Below are 21038 nucleotides of genomic sequence, written 5' to 3' on the forward strand. Positions count from 1 at the left end.
TATACATACAATCTGTATATGTATCTATTTATAGGTCTAAAGTCTTATTTCTATTAATCTGAGGAAGGGGGACCGATGTCGGGGAAACGCGCACGTTATTTGAATCTCGGGGGAATAGACATGAAAAGAATATCAATTAGCCGCAAGTTACTTATGGGTTTCTCATCGGTACTGTTATTACTGGTGGCTGTAACGGTTATAGCGTATACCCAATTTGTATCCATTGAGAAAACGTATACAGAATTAATTAATAATAGAACAAGTAAACTATTGCTCATCAAAAATATGACGATAGATCTTAAAACACAGCAGATTGCTTTGAGGAATTTTGTGATGGAAGACAATGAGGTTAACGAGGATGAATTCAATAAGGCATATGAAGACTACATAGCGTTAAGCAAGGAGTTACAATCAACGGTTACAAGTCAGAGCATGAAAGACTACCTCACCCAATCAGATGAAGCGATGAGTAAGTATCATCAATTTGCCAAGAATATTATCACACTGACAAGACAGGGGGATAACAGCGAGATCTCGAGATTAATGCAGGATACAGGTCCAGCTCTGATCGGTGAGTTTGAAGCCATTGTCAATAATATGGAGAAACATCAACAAGACTCCATGGATGCTGGCGTTGTGAATGCCAATCTTCAGATTGCTCAAGTTCTTCGTTGGATTACTATTATTGGGGTCGCTTCCATTCTCATTGGAACACTCGTTGCGTTCATCATAGGCAGACTGATCTCCCTGCCTGTCGCTTCAGTTGCTCAAGCCGCAAGTCGCATTGCGGAAGGGGATCTGACTGGTGAACCTATTACAGTTCGTAACAAGGATGAGATTGGTGATCTGGCGCAAGCCTTCAACATCATGTCTGGGAATCTGCGTACACTTATTCATCAGGTTGGGAATAGCGCAGAACACGTAGCTGCTTCTTCCGAAGAACTGACCGCAAGTACGGAGCAGACATCCACCGCCACGGAACAAGTGGCCATCACGATGGGGGGGATTGCGACGGGAATGGATACCCAGGTACGGATGGTCAGTGACGGATTCCAGACGATGACTGAGTTGACGACGGGTTTTCAGCAGGTTACGGTGAACACCTTAAATATGTCGGAGGAAGCCACGAAAGTTTCAGCGAAGACGGTATCTGGCAGTGAGTCCGTTGAATCCGCTGTAGGACAGATGAATTCCATACATGATACGGTCTCAGGTCTGTCGGCAGTTATCGAAGAATTGAGCAGACATTCTCGGGATATTGTGAAAATGGTGGAGAGCATCTCTGAAATATCAGCCCAGACCAATCTTTTATCCCTTAACGCTGCCATTGAGGCCGCTAGAGCTGGTGAACATGGGAGAGGGTTCCAGGTTGTTGCCACAGAGGTTCGTAAATTATCTGAACAATCAGCACGTTCAGCGGAACAGATTGTGCCTTTGGTAGCCTCCATGGAGAAGGGGATGCGGAGCGCTGCTCAATCCATGAGTTTAGTGACGGCAGAGGTGCAAGAGGGAATTGAACTTGTTCACCAGGCAGGTGCTACATTTAATGAAATTCGGGAAGCAGTTGGTAATGTAGCGGGTCAAACACAAGAAGTCTCTGCTTCAATCGAGCAGATGTCAGCAGGTGTAGAGCAGATTAGTATTTCCATGAAAACCATTATGGAAGTGACGGAAAGTGGAGCAGCGGGAACGGAAGAGGTGAGTGCTTCTTCAGAGGAACAGTTGTCTGCAATGCAGGAGATCGCTTCCGCAGCCAATGATCTCTCGTCCATGGCAGAGCAGTTGCAACAGACTGTCCGTCAATTTAAAGTTCAATAAATTCCGGCTTAAGAGTAAAGTGGGGGTGAAAGGTTGGACGTAGGCTTAAGTAGCCTCTCGCATAATAAAGGGTGTCCGTACAGCTAACTGCTGTCTGGGCACCCTTTTTGGTCTTGATCTAGAACAATGTGCTGCAAGATAAGATAGGTTAACGAATAGCGACTTTATACGTCCGCAACCAGGTATTGATCTGCGTTAGATAGGCGAACAGTTGTGGACCAGACATTAATTGTCCGAACCATGGGAGATTGGATGCGGCATCTGCAGAAGAAGCTAAGTTGCGAATTTGGGCTTTGTCGATCAAAGGCAAAATTGGCGAGGTTGGATCGTCCAGTATGTCAAGGACCTGTTGTTTAACCGCGGCCAGATATTGCGGATTATGTGTTTTCGGGTAAGGACTCTTTTTGCGATATAACACATCATCAGGCAGGACACCTTCGAGTGCTTTTCGCAGAATACCTTTTTCACGCCCGCCCGTTATTTTCATCTCCCAAGGGATATTGAATACATATTGAATCAGGCGATGGTCACAGTATGGAACCCGCACTTCCAATCCTGCCCCCATACTCATCCGATCTTTGCGATCCAGAAGTGTAGGCATGAAACGTGTAATGTTCAGGTAGGACATCACCCGCATTTGTGCATCTTTACCCGTTTCCCCATCCAAAAGAGGCACTTCAGCCACTGCATCAGAATAGCGGTCTGCCAAATAGTCGAGTGGCCGAATCCATTCCCGAATATCCGGGGATAATAGCGCTGCTCTCATGTCAGGTGCTACAGACCACGGGAACGTACCGGAGTTCAGCATATCTTCTCGATGGAACCAGGGGTAACCGCCAAACACTTCATCCGCTGCTTCGCCTGAAATGGCAACCGTGGCCCCTTTTTTGATTTCTTTACAGAACAGATAGAGCGAGGAGTCTACATCTGCCATGCCTGGCAAATCTCTTACTAGCATGGCCTGTGTCAGGGCATGAACCAGCTCTCCGTTCTCGATCTCAATCCAGTGATGATCGGTCTTGAGTTCATCTACCATTCGTTTAATCCAGGGGCCATCTGCACCTGGCTGAAAGGAATGCGCCTGGAAATGCTTGGCGTTATCCACATAATCGACAGAATACGTACTGACTTGGCCTTGCCCGGTCCGGTTGTAATAATCCACGGCTAAAGCAGACAAGGCACTGGAGTCCAGTCCTCCTGATAAAAGAGAGCATACTGGGACATCCGAAGCCAACTGGCGCTCCAGTGTATCTTGCAAGAGTGTTCGCACTTCGGCTGCTGTCTCTTCCAGATTATGTTCGTGATGCAGGCTTTCCAGTTTCCAGTAGGCATAGGTTCGGATTCCGTTTCGGTTGTAGATTAGCGCGTGCCCAGGCTTGAGTTCACTCAGTGAAGAGTATACACCGTGTCCTGGTGTCCGCGCAGGTCCTACAATAAATACTTCGGCCAACCCTTCCGGGCCAACCGCGGCTTCTACATCTGGATGAATGAGCAGAGCTTTAGGCTCTGAGCCGAATACGAGTGTGTCTTTGGCATTACTGTAGAACAGAGGTTTCACGCCAAGGCGATCTCGTGCCATAAAAACCTGTTCGCGTCCCCCGTCCCATATGGCAAAAGCGAAAATACCGTTAAACCGGTCAACGCATGCCGGTCCCCACTCGATATAAGAGGCGAGCAACACTTCCGTATCACATTGCGTGCGGAACGGATGCCCCCGCTGGAGCAATTCCTTTTTCAACTCGGGTGCATTGTATAGTTCTCCGTTATACACGACGGTATAGGAGGTATCTCCCTGTAACGCATGCATGGGCTGTGCCCCGTTCTCGGGGTCCATTACACTAAGACGCCGATGTCCAAAGGCACAAGGATTGGAGATCCATGTACCTGAAGCGTCGGGCCCCCGGTTCGACAAGCTATCCGTCATACGGACCAGCAGCTCTGATTCCTGGGTCAGATCCCGATTCCACTGTATGAAGCCGGTAATACCGCACATGGTTTGTTCATCCTTTCTTGGTCGAGTCATTCATCCGGATGGCTGCTTAATTAAGGGCAACCAGCAAATGTTGTCTTTTTCGTCAGAGGTCGTAACAAATATATGCCGAAAGCAGGCATAAAATGTCTGTCCTCTTCGGAAACTAGTTCTAGGGACAACGACCTAAACATGCCTGTGAAGGAGAGAACGTGCAATGGACAGTATGAAGTATTATGTGTCTGTCATGGGCCGCTCCGTTATTCCGGATCCGTCGGTAACATCGTATGAATGGATCATTCAGGCAACGCCGCAGGAAGCGGAGCACTTACTGGGACTGCTGAGCCTCATGCAGGAAAAGGAGGAAGAGGCCTTTCCTGGCATGGTGTTCCCATGGCCAGATACACCGGAGGAGTCCGTAAACCGGGCGTATGAAACGATATTACAGCAGGTGTATCGGGAGATTTATCGATTGGGCACACCGGAGACACGATACCAGATTGAACAAACGACATGATAAGCACAAAAGAAAAGGAGCGCGATGAGCAATGTATGCCATTCAAGATGCTAAAATACGCAGATTAACCGAGGTAGATGGATTATCTTGTGCAGAAGTGGAAGTGCAGCCCGGAAATGCCGGAGATCCGTCATTACTTGTATACGTGGCCTCTACTCAACCTGGAAATTCGCTGGAAGTCGTTCGGATTGTACGCAATCACTCTGATTCAGCGATCGACTGGTATAACAATAATATGCACACCGCATTTGAAGAGGCGACAGAAACCGCCTTTGAGAACAGCGAAGGTATGACGGTGGAGGAAGATAAGGCTCAGTTTCAAAATGAGTTGTTTGCCTTTGGTTTGCTTGGTCCAACGCTTCAGCGTTATCTGATCGGAAGGGCTTAACCGGGAACGTTTGCATCAGTTGGATTGATGGATGGCAGAATAGGAGTTTCATGTCGAGCATACATCGATAGTAAACGAATTGTTCTAACCAGAGAAACTGCAACTGGAAAACCCCGCTGTTAATAAACAGCGGGGTTTTGTTATGCAAGTCAGTCCAGGTGGATAGGTGATTAAGCGTACTCACGCAGCACTTGAATCCCTTTGACCACGTTATATACAAAGCTTAATCCGTAGATCACAAAGAATAGAACGACAAAGCCGACGGCTGAACCCAAACTATGTGCAGTCACGAAGAAATAAAATAGCGGGATGGCAGCAAGAAAGGGGAATACATGTGAGAATAAGGCGCGTTTTGCATGTCCCTCAATGTAAGCATCCTTGGCAACAATCCATACGATGATTGGAAACAGGAACGGGGCAAAGAAAATACTAAAGTAGGATAGGGCTGATAAAAGTTGTCTCATGACGATTCTCTCCTTCAATGCATCATTGAAATGTATGTATGCAAAAGATTACCCAGCAATTCTAACATTGAACATGTCTTATGTTAATCTTGCTCTAAATGTCCCCATCTCCTCAATATAACCTGGTTCAAGCAATCATATTCTTAAAGGGAATGGAGTATGCAAAAATTCCGAATTTGATTACGAAGGATGCCTGTGGAACTCGCATTGAAGTATAATTATTAATTTTTTTATAAAACTATTGAAAAATATAGAAATCAGAGTATAATAAGAACCGCGCCGAAAATTTATAATACATATTTGTCTCAGTAGCTCAGCTGGATAGAGCAACGCCCTTCTAAGGCGTCGGTCGGGGGTTCGAATCCCTCCTGGGACGTAAAAAAAGAAAACTTCCTTCGGGAAGTTTTTTTGTGTTCAGGGGAAGAGAACCCCGATGGTTCGTCGGAGCATTCACTTCGTTAGCGCCACTTCGCAGTCTCGACTGCAAGGAGAGTATCCCTCCTGGGACGTAAAAAAAGAAAACTTCCTTCGGGAAGTTTTTTTGTGTTCAGGGGAAGAGAACCCCGATGGTTCGTCGGAGCATTCACTTCGTTAGCACCACTTCGCAGTTTCGACTGCAAGGAGAGTATCCCTCCTAAATTTATTTATTGGTTATACCTATAAACAATATAGAATTTATATATTTAAATAATAAACAATTCTGTGCCACAATGAGGATATCAATAACGGAAGCGACGGTGGTATCCATGAAATCAATAAATCAATGGCAAGCAGATGACTATGACAACAAACTGGCTTTTGTCTCCGAATATGGCAAAAACCTGATCTCTTGGCTTCAACCTCAAAAAGGGGAATATATTCTTGATCTGGGTTGCGGTACGGGGGATTTGACGTACGAAATTTCTCTCGCCGAAGCTGAAGTTGTTGGTATGGATGCATCGCCGGACATGATTCGCCGTGCGAGGGAGAAATTCTCTGGAATTGAGTTCGTGGAAGGAGACGGTCATCAGTTTGAGACGAATAGACTGTATGATGCCGTCTTCTCCAATGCAGCCTTGCACTGGATGCGAAGTCCGAGATTAGTGGTGGACAGTATATGGAAATCTTTGAAGCCCGGAGGGCGATTTGTCGCAGAATTCGGTGGTAAAGGGAACGTGCAGACTATCGTGAATGCCTTGGAAGAGGTTATCGAGCGAAACACGGGCATTCGTGCTTCTGAACGTAATCCTTGGTATTTTCCGTCGATCGGAGAATATAGCCATATTCTAGAACAAGCCGGATTTCTGGTACGTCATGCCTATCACTATGACCGTCCTACCAGATTGGAAGATGGTGAGCAGGGTATAGTAGGCTGGTTGGCTCATTTTGGCGGAGACTATTTTGAAGGTTTCAGTCATGATGAGATACAACAAATATGCCATGAAACCAGTCGGATCGTGGTACCGAAACTTTGGAAGGGTGATGCTTTGTATGCAGATTACAAGCGTCTGCGTATTGAAGCCGTGAAGCCGGAATGAAGTTGATTTTGTGATAGTTATCAATGTTAACCGAATTGATTTTATGCTTTGTACACTAAATAACTTCACCATATACCAAGATTCTCTTGCTGACAAAGAGGCGCTTGGTCTTTTTTTTGATGCATTATTTTAAAAATAAAATATTCGAACGACAAATAATTACAAATGTATATTTTTATCATACTCAAGACCCATATAAGTAATTTTTATATCATTTATGTAAGTATTTAGAAGGAAAATGTGGTATTTTGATAGAATAATTTACCAAGGGTCAATCTTCTTGCAGATAGGTGGTGAAATTGGAGTGCGTATTGCAGTACGCACGAACAGCAGGAACCCATCATTTGGTGAGGTATTCACATTTAAAAGGAGGGGCAAAGCCTTGAGTAAACGATTGATATCCACGTTATTAAGTGTTCTGATGGTCTTTTCCATTATTCTCCCCGCGGCTGGAGCCGCTCCCGCAGATTCATTTATTCAGCTTGAAAACTTACCGAGTACAGCCGAAGCCAAACAATGGAGAGAAATTCTTGCAGGACGGGAAGCCAAACTTGCCGCAGATCCATTTTTGGATAAAAGCCTGGAAGGGCTGGGTGGAGAGAACACCCGAGTCATCGTTGAGCTTTCCAATAAACCTGTTGCAGTAGCGCAAGGTGAATCAACCCTCTCCGGAAAATCTTTTACCTCCTCTATGGAAACAAAGGCTGTGACTCAAGTTGAGCAACAACAACAGTCATTTGTACATAGCCTCACTCAGAAGAAAATCAAACATGAAGTATTGGAAGAGTATGCATATGCCCTAAATGGTGTAGCGATTGAGCTTAAAGGAAACCAAGTGGGACAATTGCTTCAAATACCTGGCGTGGTCAGCGTATATCCTGACCTTGAAGTTACAATAGCGCCTGAGACCGATGAAGTGAACCCGTACATGAAAGACACGGCGCCTTTTATTGGTGCACCTGAAGTATGGGATCTAGGTTACAAAGGAAATGGCATCAAAGTGGGCGTCATCGATACAGGGATTGACTATGAGCATCCTAATTTGCAGGAAGCTTACAAAGGCGGATGGGACTTTGTTGGTAACGACAATGATCCGTATGAAGCGACATATCAGGAATGGAAAAGTTCAGGGGAACCTGAGTTTAACGAAAGGGGAAGTGCCTTTTACACATCCCACGGTACGCACGTAGCCGGTACCATTGCTGCTCGTGAAGCAGGGGATTACGGGATTGTTGGCGTTGCTCCTGAAGCAGATATCTATGCATACCGTGTACTTGGGCCGTATGGTAGTGGTCAAACCTCATGGGTGCTCGGCGGAATTGATCGTTCCGTTGAAGATGGCATGGATATAATTAATCTCTCTTTGGGGAATGCCGCTAACGATCCAAGTTATATTACCTCGGTAGCCCTGAATAATGCGATGCTGTCTGGTGTGACAGCAGTAGTTGCCAGTGGCAATGACGGACCCAACCGCTATACACTCGGTTCTCCGGGGGCATCTGCCATGGCCATCACTGTAGGTAACTCCACGGGCCCTAGCCAGCTTATTACAGCGGATACTCACTTCTGGATTGGTGAGGAAGGCGAAGAGACTCTGCCTGAGCAACAACCGGTGCCAGAGGTTGAATCATCTCCTGAACTGGGGACGGCATCTGGAACAGAAGAGCCTGAAGGTTCGGAGCAAGGTGTACCCGCAACTGCTACTGAAGATAGTGCAGCAGCTGTGGAGGATGTGGTTTCTGACGAAGCTGGAGTTTCGAATGTAGAAGAGGCTGCAACTGAAGAAAATACGCCATCTGCATCAGTTGAAGCTTCTCCTGAAGCTGCTCCTGTGGAAGAAGAGCCTGTAATTGCTCCAACTGAAGCTCCACTGGTTGTTACAGAGTCGATTTACCGTTTGGATGTGATGGGATGGAGCCTGTCAGCAGACCCTGAGACTGTTTTGACTGGGAAATATGAGCTTGAATTTGCAGCACTGGGTAAGCCCACTGATTTTGAAGGTAAGGATTTTACAGGCAAAGTGGCATTAATACAGCGTGGTGAACTCGCATTTGTAGAGAAAATCGCCAATGCCAAAGCGGCTGGAGCCGTGGCTGTTATTGTATATAACAACATTCCGGGCCCAATCGGTGTAAGTCTGGGGGATAACTTTGAACTCATTCCAACACTGAGCATGTCCAAGGAAGATGGAGAGGTTATCAAGGCTAAGTTGGACGCAGGCCAAGCCGTTGAAGTGAGCTTTAGTGATTTTGAACGCAGCCAAACGCCGGGTGATGAAATGAATTCATCCAGTTCACGCGGACCTGCCAAGGTAACACTGGACATCAAACCGGATATTGTTGCACCAGGTACAAGCATTCTGTCTACGATTCCTGCCTACGGCAAGGATGAGCCAGACGCAGATTATGCACAAGCTTATGACCGTAAATCAGGTACAAGTATGGCTACACCTCATGTAGCAGGATTGATTGCACTGTTGATTGAGAAACATCCGGACTGGACGCCATTTGATATCAAAGTTGCGCTGATGAACAATAGTAAAGTGTTGGATACAACCCAATTTGATGTATTTGATCAAGGTGCTGGCCGTATTCAAGCAGTGAATACTATTGATCCTGCTGCTTTTGTCAAAGTGCTTGATGTAACTCAATATACCGAAAGTGGCGCTGTTGTTGAAAAGGAGAATATCACCGGAAGTATCAACTACGGTAATTTCCTGAGCACAGATGAAAAGACGATTACCAAAACGATTAAAGTTGAAGCGCGGAATGGCAGTGGAGGGGATTACACTGTAAATGTGAATCCAACTCGTAATGTTGCTGGTGTATCCGTTGCGGTAGACAAGAGTTCCTTCACACTGAATGGTGAGGAAGAGCTTGCAGTGACAATTACCGTTCCACGAGGGGTTACTGCGACTACAGAAGCACAAGGATACATTGAGTTCTCGAACGGAACCAATACATTTACTGTGCCATATGTTGCTCATTTCAACGTTACGTTGAGTGGGGTTAAATATATTGAAACCGTAAAAGGCACTGAAAAAAATCCTTTCCACTATCCATTGAAGGCTGATGGTACGTTGGATACGCTTAATGTAGCGATGGAATTCTACAATCCGATGACATTCGCCCTGATTGAGATTTTTGATGGTCTTAATCCGGAAGGTGGATATTATCAAGATGGTTATATCGGCTCCATTTTCGGTAACTATTATAATTTCAATGCTAACGCAAGATATAATCTTGCCTGGGATGGCACATATGCGGATTACACATCCGATGAAGTGACAGAGATTCCGGATGGTTTATACACCGTTGATATCACGACTATTGGAACGGACGGCAAAACCTATAAGGAAGACACTTCGCCATTTTTGGTGAAAAAGACAGCTCCGGCTGTAACTGCACCAGAAACATTGGAGTTCAAAGCGGATGAGTCTGCTGTCCTTAGTGGTAGCGTGGAAGATTTGTACTTCCGTGTTGCGCCTGCGCTTGCCAGCGGATGGGACATTGCTTTTGATGCGGCAGCTTCCCTGGAAGCAACGTATGTTGTGAGTAAAGAGGATGGTTCGGTTTATAAAGAGGGAGGCTTTGAGGTACAAGCTGATGGCACCTTTAGCCTTCCTTTGGAAGGAATAGAAGCAGGTGAGTATACCGTTGAACTTACGGTAAAAGACCAACAGGGGCTTTCGGGTACATCCAATACGGTACTGAAGTTGGAAGCTGTGGAGACCGAACCTGAAACTCCGGCTACCAAGGCTCCGGGTACACCTGTATTGTCTCACAATAACTGGATAGGTAACGGCCTGCCAGAGGGTTCGTATATCGTTTCAATGAACCTATGGTGGGGCGAGAACGGGACTAGCTACAAGTTATATGAGGACGGGGTTCTAATTGATACGCAGAAGTTGACTTACAACGCGCCTTGGGCGCAGTTTGCTCAGACGAAAATCACAGGCAAAGCCAATGGCACATATACGTACGTGGCTGAGCTCACTAACGACAAGGGAACAACGCGGAGTCAGACGTTGACTGTTAAGGTTACCAACGCAGCACCAGGCAAAGCAGTTCTATCTCAGGATAACTGGGACGGCGATGGCAATTATAAGGTGACCATGAACTTGTGGTGGGGGACCAATGCTACCGAGTATCGTCTCTATGAGAATGATAAGTTGATCGACACGCAAGAACTCCGTGCGGTATCACCTCTTGCGCAAAGTGCTGTGACTAAACTGTCCGGCAAAGCATCGGGTACGTATACGTATCGGGCCGAGTTAATTAACGCAGCTGGAGTTACCAGCACAGACACGATTAAGGTAAAAGTGAAGTAAGTTCTTCCTCATTGAAGCTGAGTAATTTAATGAAGGAATTGTTCTAGCATAAACGGCCTCCATCCTGATTTTCGAGGATAGAGGCCGTTTTGTTTTAATTTATTTTTTGTTAATGAATGGTATGACTAACCGATCATCCGATTTTTACTGGCTTGAAGCCCTGCGATTAATAAAGCAATGGCCAGAATGACCTGAATGAGCAACGGAAGGGTCCATCCTTTTGTCCAGTCATGAAGCATGCCGAACAGTAGAGGTCCCACTGCCGCCAGCATATATCCGAAGGACTGGGCCATACCGGACAGGCTCGCAGCTTGTCTGGCATCTTTTGAGCGAAGGACGAAGAACATGGTTACCAGTCCAAACGAAGCTCCGGCACCGATTCCAGCCAATGTGACGCCGATGGTAACGAGCGAAGCGATGCCACTTAATAATAGTGCATACCCGACAATTAATGAAGAGCACGTTATCGTGGTTAGAACACGCTGATTCTGCGTTCGGCCGGCCAGGATCGGAACGATAAAGGTAGCCGGTACACTAACCATCTGCATCAAGGAGAGCATCCACCCTGCTGAAGTGGGGCTGAACCCTTGCTCAGCGAGAATTTCGGGTAGCCAGGTAATCGTCGTATAGAATATTAGAGATTGCAGACCCATAAATAAAGTAATGAACCAGGCTAGTGTAGAAGTCCTTAGACGCACGGGTGTCCCTTCGCTCTGGGAGGTAACATATAACATCTGCTTGCGTCCTGCTGCGATCTGGGGGAGCCACAAGAGAAGCGCAAGTAGGGACAACAGGGCCCACATACCTAACGAAGCTCGCCAACCCATAGATGTAGATCCAGCTAAGGGTACGCTCACGCCTGAGGCGATGGCGCCAAATATGTTCATGGATACAGAATATAACCCGGTTACGATCCCCACCCGCAATGTAAAATCACGTTTGATCAAACTTGGCAAAAGCACGTTGCTTAATGCAATGCCGCATCCCAATATTGCGGTTCCGGTATATAAAGAGAGAACGGAAGGCAACAAACGTAAGGCCACCCCGATGGTCACGATGATAACAGCCAATAGCAGAGCAGATTCCAGTCCTAACCGTTTGGCAAGACGTGGTGCAAAAGGAGAGACTGCTGCAAAGGCGAGCAAAGGTAGTGAGGTCAGAAGCCCGGCCATCGTATGGCCGATACCTGTATCTGAGCGAATCATCTCCACTACAGGTCCGGTTGCTGTGATCGGTGACCTCATGGTAGTGGCGATAACGATAATGCCTGCTAATAACAGGCCGAATCTTTTGGATGTCGAAGAATGTTCTTCCTCGGCATGGAGGGACGAGTGCTGCTGTATTGAAGATGACATTGATAAAATCTCCTGTTTTCTATGAAGTTGATATGTATGGATTGTTACATTATCCACTTCGCAAGCATAACATTCCGTGTCAATATTGAGCAATGAAATGAAAAAAAAGCACCCACAAGAATGCGGAGCTCTGACGATCATGGGCTGACAAACTTCTAACGAATCCCAGAGGTCTTATAGTAATGGTTAACCGCTATGCGCAGATTCTAATGAACCTCAGCAACGTTAATCAGGTAATTTACTGCAATCTGAGTGAGTTAATCTGCCGGAATGGTGAAATAAGCTCTCTAAAATTCGTTAGAATTCCATGATGCTGTGTTTGGGTCTAATAAAGTGTCCTAGATTCGTTAGATCTTCGATACTAACATCGATATTAAGAAATGGTGAACCATGGAATGAGCTAATGCAAACATTTTGATGAAGCGACATAGATATGTAACGAAGTGAATGCTTCGATGAACCGTTGGGGTTCTCATCCCCGGAACGCAAAAAAAACTTCCCGAAGGAAGTTTTCTTTTTTACGTCCCAGGAGGGATTCGAACCCCCGACCGACGCCTTAGAAGGGCGTTGCTCTATCCAGCTGAGCTACTGAGACATGAATTTTTTCAAGCAAAATTGATTTTATCATATGCATACAGGAATATCAAGCATTTTATTTTAATCTGCTTTTCGTATATGATATTTGGCGGCAGTAACGTTTTTTTCATTATATTTACGGTTATGTTAGAATATCAGGAGAACTCAAAAAATAGATCGACATTCGTTTTAATATATACATCTATTTAAGTTGATTCCAACTGGAGATTCAGGATATAGAGGAGGTGCTCCCATTAAGGAATCCACGACCCCGGAAACCGAGCATAACAACAATATTGTGCTGTTTCCTAAGACGCTGGACTATTACCAGATTCAATTGACAGTTATGCTTGAAAATGAACGGTATGGTGAAGCGATGAAATTGCTTCACTTTTTGCTGCAATGTCAGGGACAGGAAGAGCGCCATTATGATGAATGGCGGGCCCTGCTCGAATGGCTTCAGGCAGCGTTCCCTCAATATGAAGAAACCTCGCCTGCCATTCTTGAACGGGAAGAGGAAGAAGAGATCAGTGAGGATGACATGGCACGGCATCATGCTCGAATGAAGCTTGAACAGGATGATGGATATGCAGATAAGATGCTTCGTACTGTAATGGAGGAGCCGCTATCCGAACAGACGATGCTGGCCCTGGAGCAGCTGGCTTATCTGGATCTACCGAAGATTGACGAGGCACTTACCCATTGGTTAAAAGACAAGACGCTTCACCCTTTGCTTCAATTTCGGGTGTTGCAAACCTTGCGTCGCCGAGGTGTTCAAGGTATGATCCAGTTTACAAGAGGCGAAGAACAGGTTGAAGTCGAGATCGATACGGTGCCTCTTAAACCAGAGGAATTCCCGCTACAAATTGTTCAGATTCTGGAACGAGTGGCAGATCAGACGGAGGTTCACGAACCTACGCTCTTTTACTTTGCCCAGGAACTGTGGATACAATATGTCATGGCGGTGTATGGAACCCGGGATTATATATCGATGCTGGAAGAAAATGATTCCATGACAGATATATGGGCAGCAGCCCTACATATGACCGTTGCAGACAGTCTAGGTGGTTCGCATGATGAGGAGAATACACGCTCAATGTATGCTGTGACAGGGGCGATGCGCTTTCGACTCGAGCAGGCTTATCGTTCCATGAAACAGTTTGTATCTGCCGGTTTGGACGGGTAATCGAGGCCGGAAACGTTTTCCTTAAACTCTATCAAGGGATTCCCCTTGAAAAAGAATCTAATCTTGTTTATACTAAAATGGTTATTTTGTACGTGATTGCCTACGTGAACATGTGAATTTTGGAGGGGAAAGTATACAATGAAAGCAACTTGGGAAAAGATAGAGAAGAACCTTGGGGTTCTTGAGGTTGAAGTGGATGCGGATCGTGTAACCGCAGCACTCGACAAAGCTTTTAATAAAGTGGTTAAACAAGCAAACGTACCTGGATTCCGTAAAGGTAAAGTACCACGTTCCATCTTCGAAGCACGTTTTGGTGTAGAGAGTCTTTATCAAGAAGCAATCGACATTTTGCTTCCTGAAGCTTATACAGAAGCAATCGACCAAACGGATATCTTCCCGGTTGATCGTCCTGACGTAGATGTTGAACAATTCGCTAAAGGACAAACATTCAAGTTCAAAGCGAAAGTAACTGTGAAACCTGAAGTTACTCTGGGTGAGTACAAAGGAATCGAAGTTGCTGTAGCAAAAGGTGAAGTAACTGAAGCAGACGTGACTGAAGAACTTGAGCGTCTTCAACAACGTCACGCTGAACTCGTTGTACTTGACGAAGGTTCCGCTGCTAACGGCGACGTTGCAGTAATCGACTTCGACGGTTCCGTTGATGGTGTACCTTTTGAAGGTGGACAAGCTGAGCGTTATTCCCTGGAACTGGGTTCCAACACTTTCATTCCTGGATTTGAAGAGCAAGTTGTGGGTCTGTCCACAGGTGACTTCAAAGACGTTGAAGTGACGTTCCCAGAGAGCTACCATGCAGCAGAACTTGCTGGCAAACAAGCGGTATTCAAAGTGAAAATTCACGAAATCAAGCGCAAACAGCTTCCTGCATTGGATGATGAGTTTGCTAAAGATGTTAGCGAATTTGACACGCTTGAAGAGTACAAAGCTGACCTGAAAACACAATTGGAATCCCGTAAAGCAGACGAAGCTAAAGCTGCACAAGAAAATGCAGTTGTAGAAAAAGTGGCTGAGAACGCTGAAGTGGACATTCCAGCTGCAATGGTTGACAGCGAAGTACAAAACATGATGCGTGATTTCGACAACCGTCTGCGTAACCAAGGTATGAACCTTGAAATGTTCCTGAGCTTCTCTGGCCAGACTCAAGCTGACCTGAGAGGACAAATGCAAGAAGATGCTTCCAAACGTGTTCGCAACAACCTGGTGCTTGAAGCTGTAGGTAAAGCGGAGAACATTGAAGTATCTGATGAAGAAGTGAATCAAGAACTCGAGAAAATGGCTGAATCTTACAAGCGTCCTGCTGAAGAGATCCGTGGCATCCTCGAAGGTAATGGTTCCCTGGACAGCCTTCGCGATGAAGTGAAACTGCGTAAAACGATTGACGTTCTTGTTGAGAACAGCACAGTTGTTGAACCGGTTGAAGCTCCGGCTGAAGAAGTTGTTGCAGAAGCTGACGAAAAATAAGACAAGCTGTGATCAACTTGTCAGTTGAATAAACGATAAGGCACGTGAATTATTGCGTGCCTTATTTTTAAATTATTACATCCATTTTATAGAAAATGAAGTAATTATATGGGTGTAAACTAATTTTACTGATCTGTGTACACTTTTTACATACCTATGTACTTCAAGCAAATAAAAAACGGCAAGACGGCATAGGATGGCTTCAATTTGCACATACATAGAAAACATGGTTAAATATGATCAGGCTAAAAAGTAATCAAACTGATATCTGACCCCTCTTGTGAAAAATGACATTGTCACAGGAAAGTGTTAGAATGAATTTGGGTTTGCTTTACAGGTGGCCTATGTCTAATTACATGTAGAAAAGAGGTTGGTCTCATGAGTCTGGTGCCAATGGTTATAGAACAAACCAATCGAGGCGAGCGGTCTTACGATATATATTCACGTTTGCTGAAAGATCGCATTATCTTTCTAACCAGTGCGATTGATGACGATGTAGCCAATCTTGTCATAGCACAGCTTTTGTTTTTGGCAGCCGACGATCCTGAAAAGGATATCAGCTTGTACATTAACTCACCTGGTGGTTCTGTCACCGCAGGGATGGGTATATACGATACGATGCAATTTATCAAGCCGGATGTATCTACCATTTGCGTAGGGATGGCAGCAAGCATGGGCTCGTTATTGCTAACAGCCGGTGCACCTGGCAAGAGATATGCGCTGACGAACAGTGAAGTAATGATTCATCAGCCACTTGGCGGTATTCAAGGACAGGCTGCGGATATTAAGATACACGCAGAATGGATTATTAAAACACGTCAGAAACTGAATCAAATATACGTCGATCGTACGGGTCAACCTCTTGAGAAAATTGAGCGGGATACAGACCGTGACTTCTTCATGAGCGCTGAAGAAGCTAAGACGTACGGCATTATTGACCAGGTGCTCAGTAGACCGATCAATTCCTAAAGGGGTGGTTTCATGTTTAAATTTAACGATGAGAAAGGGCAACTGAAATGCTCTTTTTGCGGTAAATCTCAGGAGCAGGTACGTAAGCTGGTCGCTGGACCAGGCGTGTACATTTGTGATGAATGTATCGAACTTTGCACCGAAATCGTTGAGGAAGAACTCGGTCATGATGAAGAAATAGACCTGAAAGATATTCCGAAACCAAAAGAAATTCGTAATATTCTGGATCAATATGTTATTGGACAGGAACAAGCGAAAAAATCATTGTCTGTTGCGGTGTATAATCACTACAAACGGATCAACACACAAAGCAAGATCGAAGACGTTGAATTGTCGAAGAGTAACATTTTGCTGTTAGGACCTACGGGTTCTGGTAAAACGTTGCTTGCACAAACGATGGCAAAAATTTTGAATGTACCTTTTGCGATTGCGGATGCTACGTCATTAACAGAAGCAGGTTATGTAGGTGAGGATGTAGAGAACATCCTGCTCAAACTGATCCAGGCTGCTGATTATGATGTGGAAAAAGCAGAGCGTGGCATTATTTATATCGATGAGATTGATAAAGTAGCGCGTAAATCCGAAAACCCATCCATCACTCGTGATGTATCGGGCGAAGGTGTGCAACAGGCTCTCTTGAAAATTCTTGAAGGAACTGTGGCTTCTGTACCACCACAAGGTGGTCGTAAACACCCTCATCAAGAATTCATTCAGATCGATACAACGAACATTCTGTTCATCTGCGGCGGTGCCTTTGATGGTCTGGAGCAAATGATCAAACGCCGTATCGGTAAAAAAGTCATTGGCTTCAATACCGTTTCCGAGCAAAAAGATCTGAAACCAGGCGAATACCTGGGCATGGTATTGCCGGAAGATTTGCTGAAATTTGGTCTGATTCCGGAGTTTGTAGGCCGTTTGCCAGTCATCTCCACTTTGGAGCCGCTGGATGAAGATACCTTGGTACGGATTCTTTCCGAACCAAAAAATGCGCTTACCAAACAGTACCAAAAACTGCTTGAGCTGGATAATGTGAATCTGGTATTTGAACCAGCTGCATTGCTTGCGATTGCAAAAGAAGCAATTAAACGTAACACAGGTGCACGTGGATTACGTGCCATCATTGAAGGGATCATGCTTGAAATCATGTATGAAGTGCCTTCACGTGAAGATGTTACGAATTGTGTCATTACCGAAGAAGTGGTTGAGAAAAGAGTTGTGCCTGAACTAAGCCAATCGAAGGACGATAAGCAGGAAGAAAGCGCCTAATAAAGGCTTGAATCCCGTTGAACTCTGAAATATAGACTTGTCAGTTCTCCACTTTGGCAGAAGGCGAATTCATGTCTCTGTCAGGGTGGAGCTTTGACGTTGTGGGGAGAGAAATCACTCATGTATTTAAGACAGGATACACGTCCCGTGAAAGTGGGAAACGTAACGATCGGCGGCAGTAACGAAGTCATTATCCAAAGTATGTGTACAACCAAAACGGCAGATGTTGAAGCAACGGTTGCAGAGATTCTGCGACTGGAAGAAGCGGGCTGTCAAGTGGTACGTGTCACGGTGAATAACGAGGAAGCTGCCGCAGCCATCAAGGAAATCAAAAAACGCATTAATATACCGCTCGTAGCGGACATTCATTTTAACTATAAGCTGGCTTTGCTTGCGATTGAGAATGGTATTGATAAAGTACGGATTAATCCAGGTAACATCGGTAAACGTTCCAAAGTGGAAGAAGTCGTGAAAGCATGTAAAGAGCGCGGTATTCCAATTCGGATCGGGGTAAATGCGGGGTCTCTGGAAAACCATCTTCTTGAGAAGTATGGGTATCCTACGGCTGATGCTATGGTAGAAAGTGCATTGTATCACATTGGTATTCTGGAAGAGCTTGATTTCCACGATATCATCGTGTCACTCAAAGCATCGGATGTGCCGATGGCCATTGAGGCGTATACCAAAGCAGCTCAGATTATTCCGTATCCGCTGCACCTCGGGATTACCGAAGCAGGTACACTGTTCTCCGGTACGATCAAAAGCTCTGCAGGTATGGGAGCCTTGTTGTCCATGGGTATTGGTTCTACGATGCGGATCTCACTGAGTGCGGACCCGGTAGAAGAAATCAAGGTTGCTCGTGATCTGCTCAAAACATTTGGACTTATTACGAATGCAGCCACATTGATCTCTTGCCCAACATGTGGACGTTTGGATATCGACCTGTTCTCCATTGCCAACGAAGTGGAAGAGTATATCTCCAAACTTAAGGTACCGATTAAAGTATCGGTATTGGGTTGTGCGGTTAACGGTCCAGGTGAGGCCAAAGAAGCGGATATCGGGATTGCTGGTGCTCGTGGAGAAGGTCTCTTGTTCCGTCATGGCAAGATGATCCGTAAAGTGCCTGAAGAAATCATGGTTGAGGAATTGAAAAAAGAGATCGACAAAATCGTCGAAGCTTACGAAGAGACAGGTGTTATTCCTGGTCGTTCGCACTGATTGATTCATATCCTGTCACAACAAAAGCTCGCCAGCAATGGCGGGCTTTTTATATTCTCGTCTACAAATTCCGCATTGCCCGTTTACGTCTCGTTGAAAAGGCTATACTACCAAGTATTAGCATGATCTCATATGAGAATAGGGACAGAAGGAGGATGTTGAGACATGGGTGATTTCGGAATGTTCATAATGTTGATTCAGTTATTTTTTGGAGTGGTGATTGGTTTGTATTTCTGGAACCTGCTGCGTGGCCAGAAAACGAACCGCAGTGCTGTTGAGCGTGAATCTCGCAAGGAACTGGAGAAACTGCGCAAGCTGCGCTCGATCTCACTCACCAAGCCGCTGTCGGAGAAGACACGTCCAGCTACCATTAATGATATTGTTGGGCAAAAAGACGGGCTTCGTGCCCTTAAAGCTGCATTATGCAGTGCGAATCCGCAACATGTTATCATTTATGGCCCTCCCGGAGTCGGGAAGACAGCTGCCGCAAGGGTTGTGCTGGAAGAGGCGAAGAAGAATCCATCTTCCCCTTTCAAACCAGACGCGAAATTCACCGAGCTGGATGCAACAACAGCCCGTTTTGATGAACGTGGTATTGCGGACCCCTTAATTGGTTCGGTTCATGATCCGATATATCAGGGAGCAGGAGCCATGGGCGTTGCAGGTATTCCTCAACCGAAACCGGGGGCTGTGACCAAAGCGCATGGGGGAATGCTTTTTATTGATGAAATTGGTGAATTGCATTCGATTCAGATGAATAAGCTGTTGAAAGTGTTGGAGGATCGCAAGGTGTTTTTGGAGAGTGCGTACTATAACTCGGAAGACACGCATACTCCTGCTTATATCCACGATATTTTTCAAAATGGCCTGCCGGCCGATTTCCGCCTTGTTGGAGCAACGACACGTTCCCCTCATGAACTGCCACCGGCCTTGCGTTCGCGCTGCATGGAAGTTTATTTCCGTCCTTTGTTGCCTGAAGAGATTGGACGAATTGCAGAAGATGCTGTTCAGAAAATAGGGTTCAGTCCGTGTCCGGATGCCGTTGAGGTGGTTAAGCGATATGCAACCAACGGACGTGAAGCGGTCAATATCATCCAGCTGGCTGCTGGACTTGCGCTGACAGAGAAGCGTGAGACGCTCCAAGCGTCCGATGTAGAGTGGGTGGCTGGTAGCAGTCAGATTCAGCCACGGCCTGACCGGAAGGTCCCTTCACAGCCTCAGGTGGGGTTTGTTAACGGCTTGGCGGTATACGGACCGAATATGGGAACCATTTTGGAAATTGAAGTGTCTGCTGTTCCGGCTCTTAAAGATCAAGGCCGAATTAACATCACAGGCGTTGTGGATGAAGAAGAGATTGGAGGCGGTTCGCGTACACTCCGGCGGAAAAGTATGGCTAAAGGCTCGGTTGAAAATGTGTTAACCGTATTAAAAGCCATGGGTATTCGTCCGAATGATTACGATTTACACGTGAATTTCCCAGGTGGGACGCCTATTGATGGTCCATCAGCCGGAATTGCCATGGCGACTGCCATTACATCAGCCATTCAGGGACGTCCTGTGGATCATGAGACAGCGATGACTGGCGAGATCAGTATTCATGGTCGGGTCAAGCCAATTGGTGGCGTGCTGGCCAAGGTGGAGGCTGCTTTTCAGGCGGGAGCGAAGACGGTTATTATTCCCGCCGAGAACTGGCAGTCCATTTTCGAGAACTTGGATGGCTTGCGCGTTATTCCGGTAGATACGGTACAGGACGTATTCCGTGAAGTGTTCGCCTGGGTTCCGGAACAACAGATGGAACAGACGAAGCTTGCAGAGGAGACAGTTACCCCTACACCGGAGATTTTTCCACCGGCATCTGCTTCCTATTTGCGTGCTGACGTGCCTCGTCCAGGACAGGTTACAGATTCGGGAAGCTGCTAAACGCTTCCCTTCATTGGTTTTTTATGTGAACATTTGATAGAATAATGAATGACTACAACCTGAGAG

14 protein-coding genes and 2 tRNA genes are annotated in these 21038 nt (G+C 45.9%); 12 read left to right on the top strand and 4 right to left on the bottom strand.

The genetic code is table 11. The features are described 5' to 3' along the window. Positions 1-120 precede the first annotated feature (120 nt). A complete protein-coding gene (locus MKY73_RS04885; RefSeq protein ID WP_339305976.1) occupies positions 121-1818 on the top strand; it encodes a methyl-accepting chemotaxis protein in 1698 nt (565 codons plus the stop codon). A gap of 148 nt (positions 1819-1966) precedes the next feature. Here MKY73_RS04885 and asnB read toward each other — a convergent pair whose 3' ends face one another. Beyond that, positions 1967-3811, bottom strand: a complete 1845-nt coding sequence (gene asnB / locus MKY73_RS04890; protein WP_339237139.1) for an asparagine synthase (glutamine-hydrolyzing) — start codon at positions 3809-3811, stop codon at positions 1967-1969. A 193-nt stretch (positions 3812-4004) separates the two neighbouring features. Between asnB and MKY73_RS04895 the strand changes: the two genes are divergently transcribed. Together MKY73_RS04895 and MKY73_RS04900 are read left to right on the top strand one after the other, a co-directional pair. Further along, entirely contained in the window at positions 4005-4304 is a 300-nt protein-coding gene (locus MKY73_RS04895) for a hypothetical protein (RefSeq protein ID WP_339237137.1), read from the top strand. Between the two features lie 31 nt (positions 4305-4335). Continuing rightward, positions 4336-4692, top strand: a complete 357-nt coding sequence (locus tag MKY73_RS04900) for a hypothetical protein (protein ID WP_339305978.1) — start codon at positions 4336-4338, stop codon at positions 4690-4692. A 170-nt stretch (positions 4693-4862) separates the two neighbouring features. On the opposite strand, the gene MKY73_RS04905 is transcribed toward MKY73_RS04900, so the two are convergent. Further along, a complete protein-coding gene (locus MKY73_RS04905; RefSeq protein WP_253440343.1) occupies positions 4863-5156 on the bottom strand; it encodes a DUF4870 domain-containing protein in 294 nt (97 codons plus the stop codon). A 302-nt stretch (positions 5157-5458) separates the two neighbouring features. On the opposite strand from MKY73_RS04905, the gene MKY73_RS04910 reads away from it, so the two are divergent. From MKY73_RS04910 to MKY73_RS04920, 3 genes are all read left to right on the top strand, one after another. Continuing rightward, positions 5459-5532, top strand: a tRNA-Arg gene (locus MKY73_RS04910). Positions 5533-5902: 370 nt separating this feature from the next. Then, a complete protein-coding gene (locus MKY73_RS04915) occupies positions 5903-6673 on the top strand; it encodes a methyltransferase domain-containing protein (RefSeq protein ID WP_339305980.1) in 771 nt (256 codons plus the stop codon). 382 nt (positions 6674-7055) lie between these two features. Continuing rightward, positions 7056-11003 carry a S8 family serine peptidase gene (locus MKY73_RS04920; protein WP_339305982.1) on the top strand — a complete coding sequence of 1316 codons (3948 nt, stop codon included), beginning with the start codon at positions 7056-7058 and terminating at the stop codon, positions 11001-11003. A gap of 125 nt (positions 11004-11128) precedes the next feature. Here MKY73_RS04920 and MKY73_RS04925 read toward each other — a convergent pair whose 3' ends face one another. Beyond that, positions 11129-12358 (bottom strand): MFS transporter, encoded by a 1230-nt coding sequence (locus tag MKY73_RS04925; protein ID WP_339305984.1) that lies wholly within the window; start codon positions 12356-12358, stop codon positions 11129-11131. A 521-nt stretch (positions 12359-12879) separates the two neighbouring features. Beyond that, positions 12880-12953: transfer RNA gene (locus MKY73_RS04930), tRNA-Arg, on the bottom strand. A 327-nt stretch (positions 12954-13280) separates the two neighbouring features. Here MKY73_RS04930 and MKY73_RS04935 point away from each other — a divergent pair. From MKY73_RS04935 to lonB, 6 genes are all read left to right on the top strand, one after another. Next, a complete protein-coding gene (locus tag MKY73_RS04935; RefSeq protein WP_339308487.1) occupies positions 13281-14120 on the top strand; it encodes a hypothetical protein in 840 nt (279 codons plus the stop codon). 138 nt (positions 14121-14258) lie between these two features. Further along, positions 14259-15599 carry a trigger factor gene (gene tig, locus MKY73_RS04940; RefSeq protein WP_339237122.1) on the top strand — a complete coding sequence of 447 codons (1341 nt, stop codon included), beginning with the start codon at positions 14259-14261 and terminating at the stop codon, positions 15597-15599. Positions 15600-15977: 378 nt separating this feature from the next. Continuing rightward, entirely contained in the window at positions 15978-16568 is a 591-nt protein-coding gene (gene clpP / locus MKY73_RS04945; protein WP_036605886.1) for an ATP-dependent Clp endopeptidase proteolytic subunit ClpP, read from the top strand. Between the two features lie 12 nt (positions 16569-16580). Beyond that, entirely contained in the window at positions 16581-17834 is a 1254-nt protein-coding gene (clpX, locus tag MKY73_RS04950; RefSeq protein ID WP_253440333.1) for an ATP-dependent protease ATP-binding subunit ClpX, read from the top strand. Positions 17835-17954: 120 nt separating this feature from the next. Further along, a complete protein-coding gene (gene ispG / locus MKY73_RS04955) occupies positions 17955-19052 on the top strand; it encodes a flavodoxin-dependent (E)-4-hydroxy-3-methylbut-2-enyl-diphosphate synthase (RefSeq protein ID WP_339237119.1) in 1098 nt (365 codons plus the stop codon). Positions 19053-19217: 165 nt separating this feature from the next. After that, positions 19218-20972 (top strand): ATP-dependent protease LonB, encoded by a 1755-nt coding sequence (gene lonB, locus MKY73_RS04960; protein ID WP_339305986.1) that lies wholly within the window; start codon positions 19218-19220, stop codon positions 20970-20972. Positions 20973-21038 lie beyond the last annotated feature (66 nt).

The organism is Paenibacillus sp. FSL R5-0519 (assembly GCF_037974275.1).
Lineage (GTDB): Bacteria > Bacillota > Bacilli > Paenibacillales > Paenibacillaceae > Paenibacillus.

Bases quoted from the DNA above. Each gene is read 5' to 3' on its own strand.
- MKY73_RS04885 (WP_339305976.1), top strand. From the start codon at position 121: ATGAAAAGAATATCAATTAGCCGCAAGTTACTTATGGGTTTCTCATCG.
- asnB (WP_339237139.1), bottom strand. From the start codon at position 3,811: ATGTGCGGTATTACCGGCTTCATACAGTGGAATCGGGATCTGACCCAG.
- MKY73_RS04895 (WP_339237137.1), top strand. From the start codon at position 4,005: ATGGACAGTATGAAGTATTATGTGTCTGTCATGGGCCGCTCCGTTATT.
- MKY73_RS04900 (WP_339305978.1), top strand. From the start codon at position 4,336: ATGTATGCCATTCAAGATGCTAAAATACGCAGATTAACCGAGGTAGAT.
- MKY73_RS04905 (WP_253440343.1), bottom strand. From the start codon at position 5,156: ATGAGACAACTTTTATCAGCCCTATCCTACTTTAGTATTTTCTTTGCC.
- MKY73_RS04915 (WP_339305980.1), top strand. From the start codon at position 5,903: ATGAAATCAATAAATCAATGGCAAGCAGATGACTATGACAACAAACTG.
- MKY73_RS04925 (WP_339305984.1), bottom strand. From the start codon at position 12,358: ATGTCATCTTCAATACAGCAGCACTCGTCCCTCCATGCCGAGGAAGAA.
- MKY73_RS04935 (WP_339308487.1), top strand. From the start codon at position 13,281: ATGCTTGAAAATGAACGGTATGGTGAAGCGATGAAATTGCTTCACTTT.
- tig (WP_339237122.1), top strand. From the start codon at position 14,259: ATGAAAGCAACTTGGGAAAAGATAGAGAAGAACCTTGGGGTTCTTGAG.
- clpP (WP_036605886.1), top strand. From the start codon at position 15,978: ATGAGTCTGGTGCCAATGGTTATAGAACAAACCAATCGAGGCGAGCGG.
- clpX (WP_253440333.1), top strand. From the start codon at position 16,581: ATGTTTAAATTTAACGATGAGAAAGGGCAACTGAAATGCTCTTTTTGC.
- ispG (WP_339237119.1), top strand. From the start codon at position 17,955: ATGTATTTAAGACAGGATACACGTCCCGTGAAAGTGGGAAACGTAACG.
- lonB (WP_339305986.1), top strand. From the start codon at position 19,218: ATGGGTGATTTCGGAATGTTCATAATGTTGATTCAGTTATTTTTTGGA.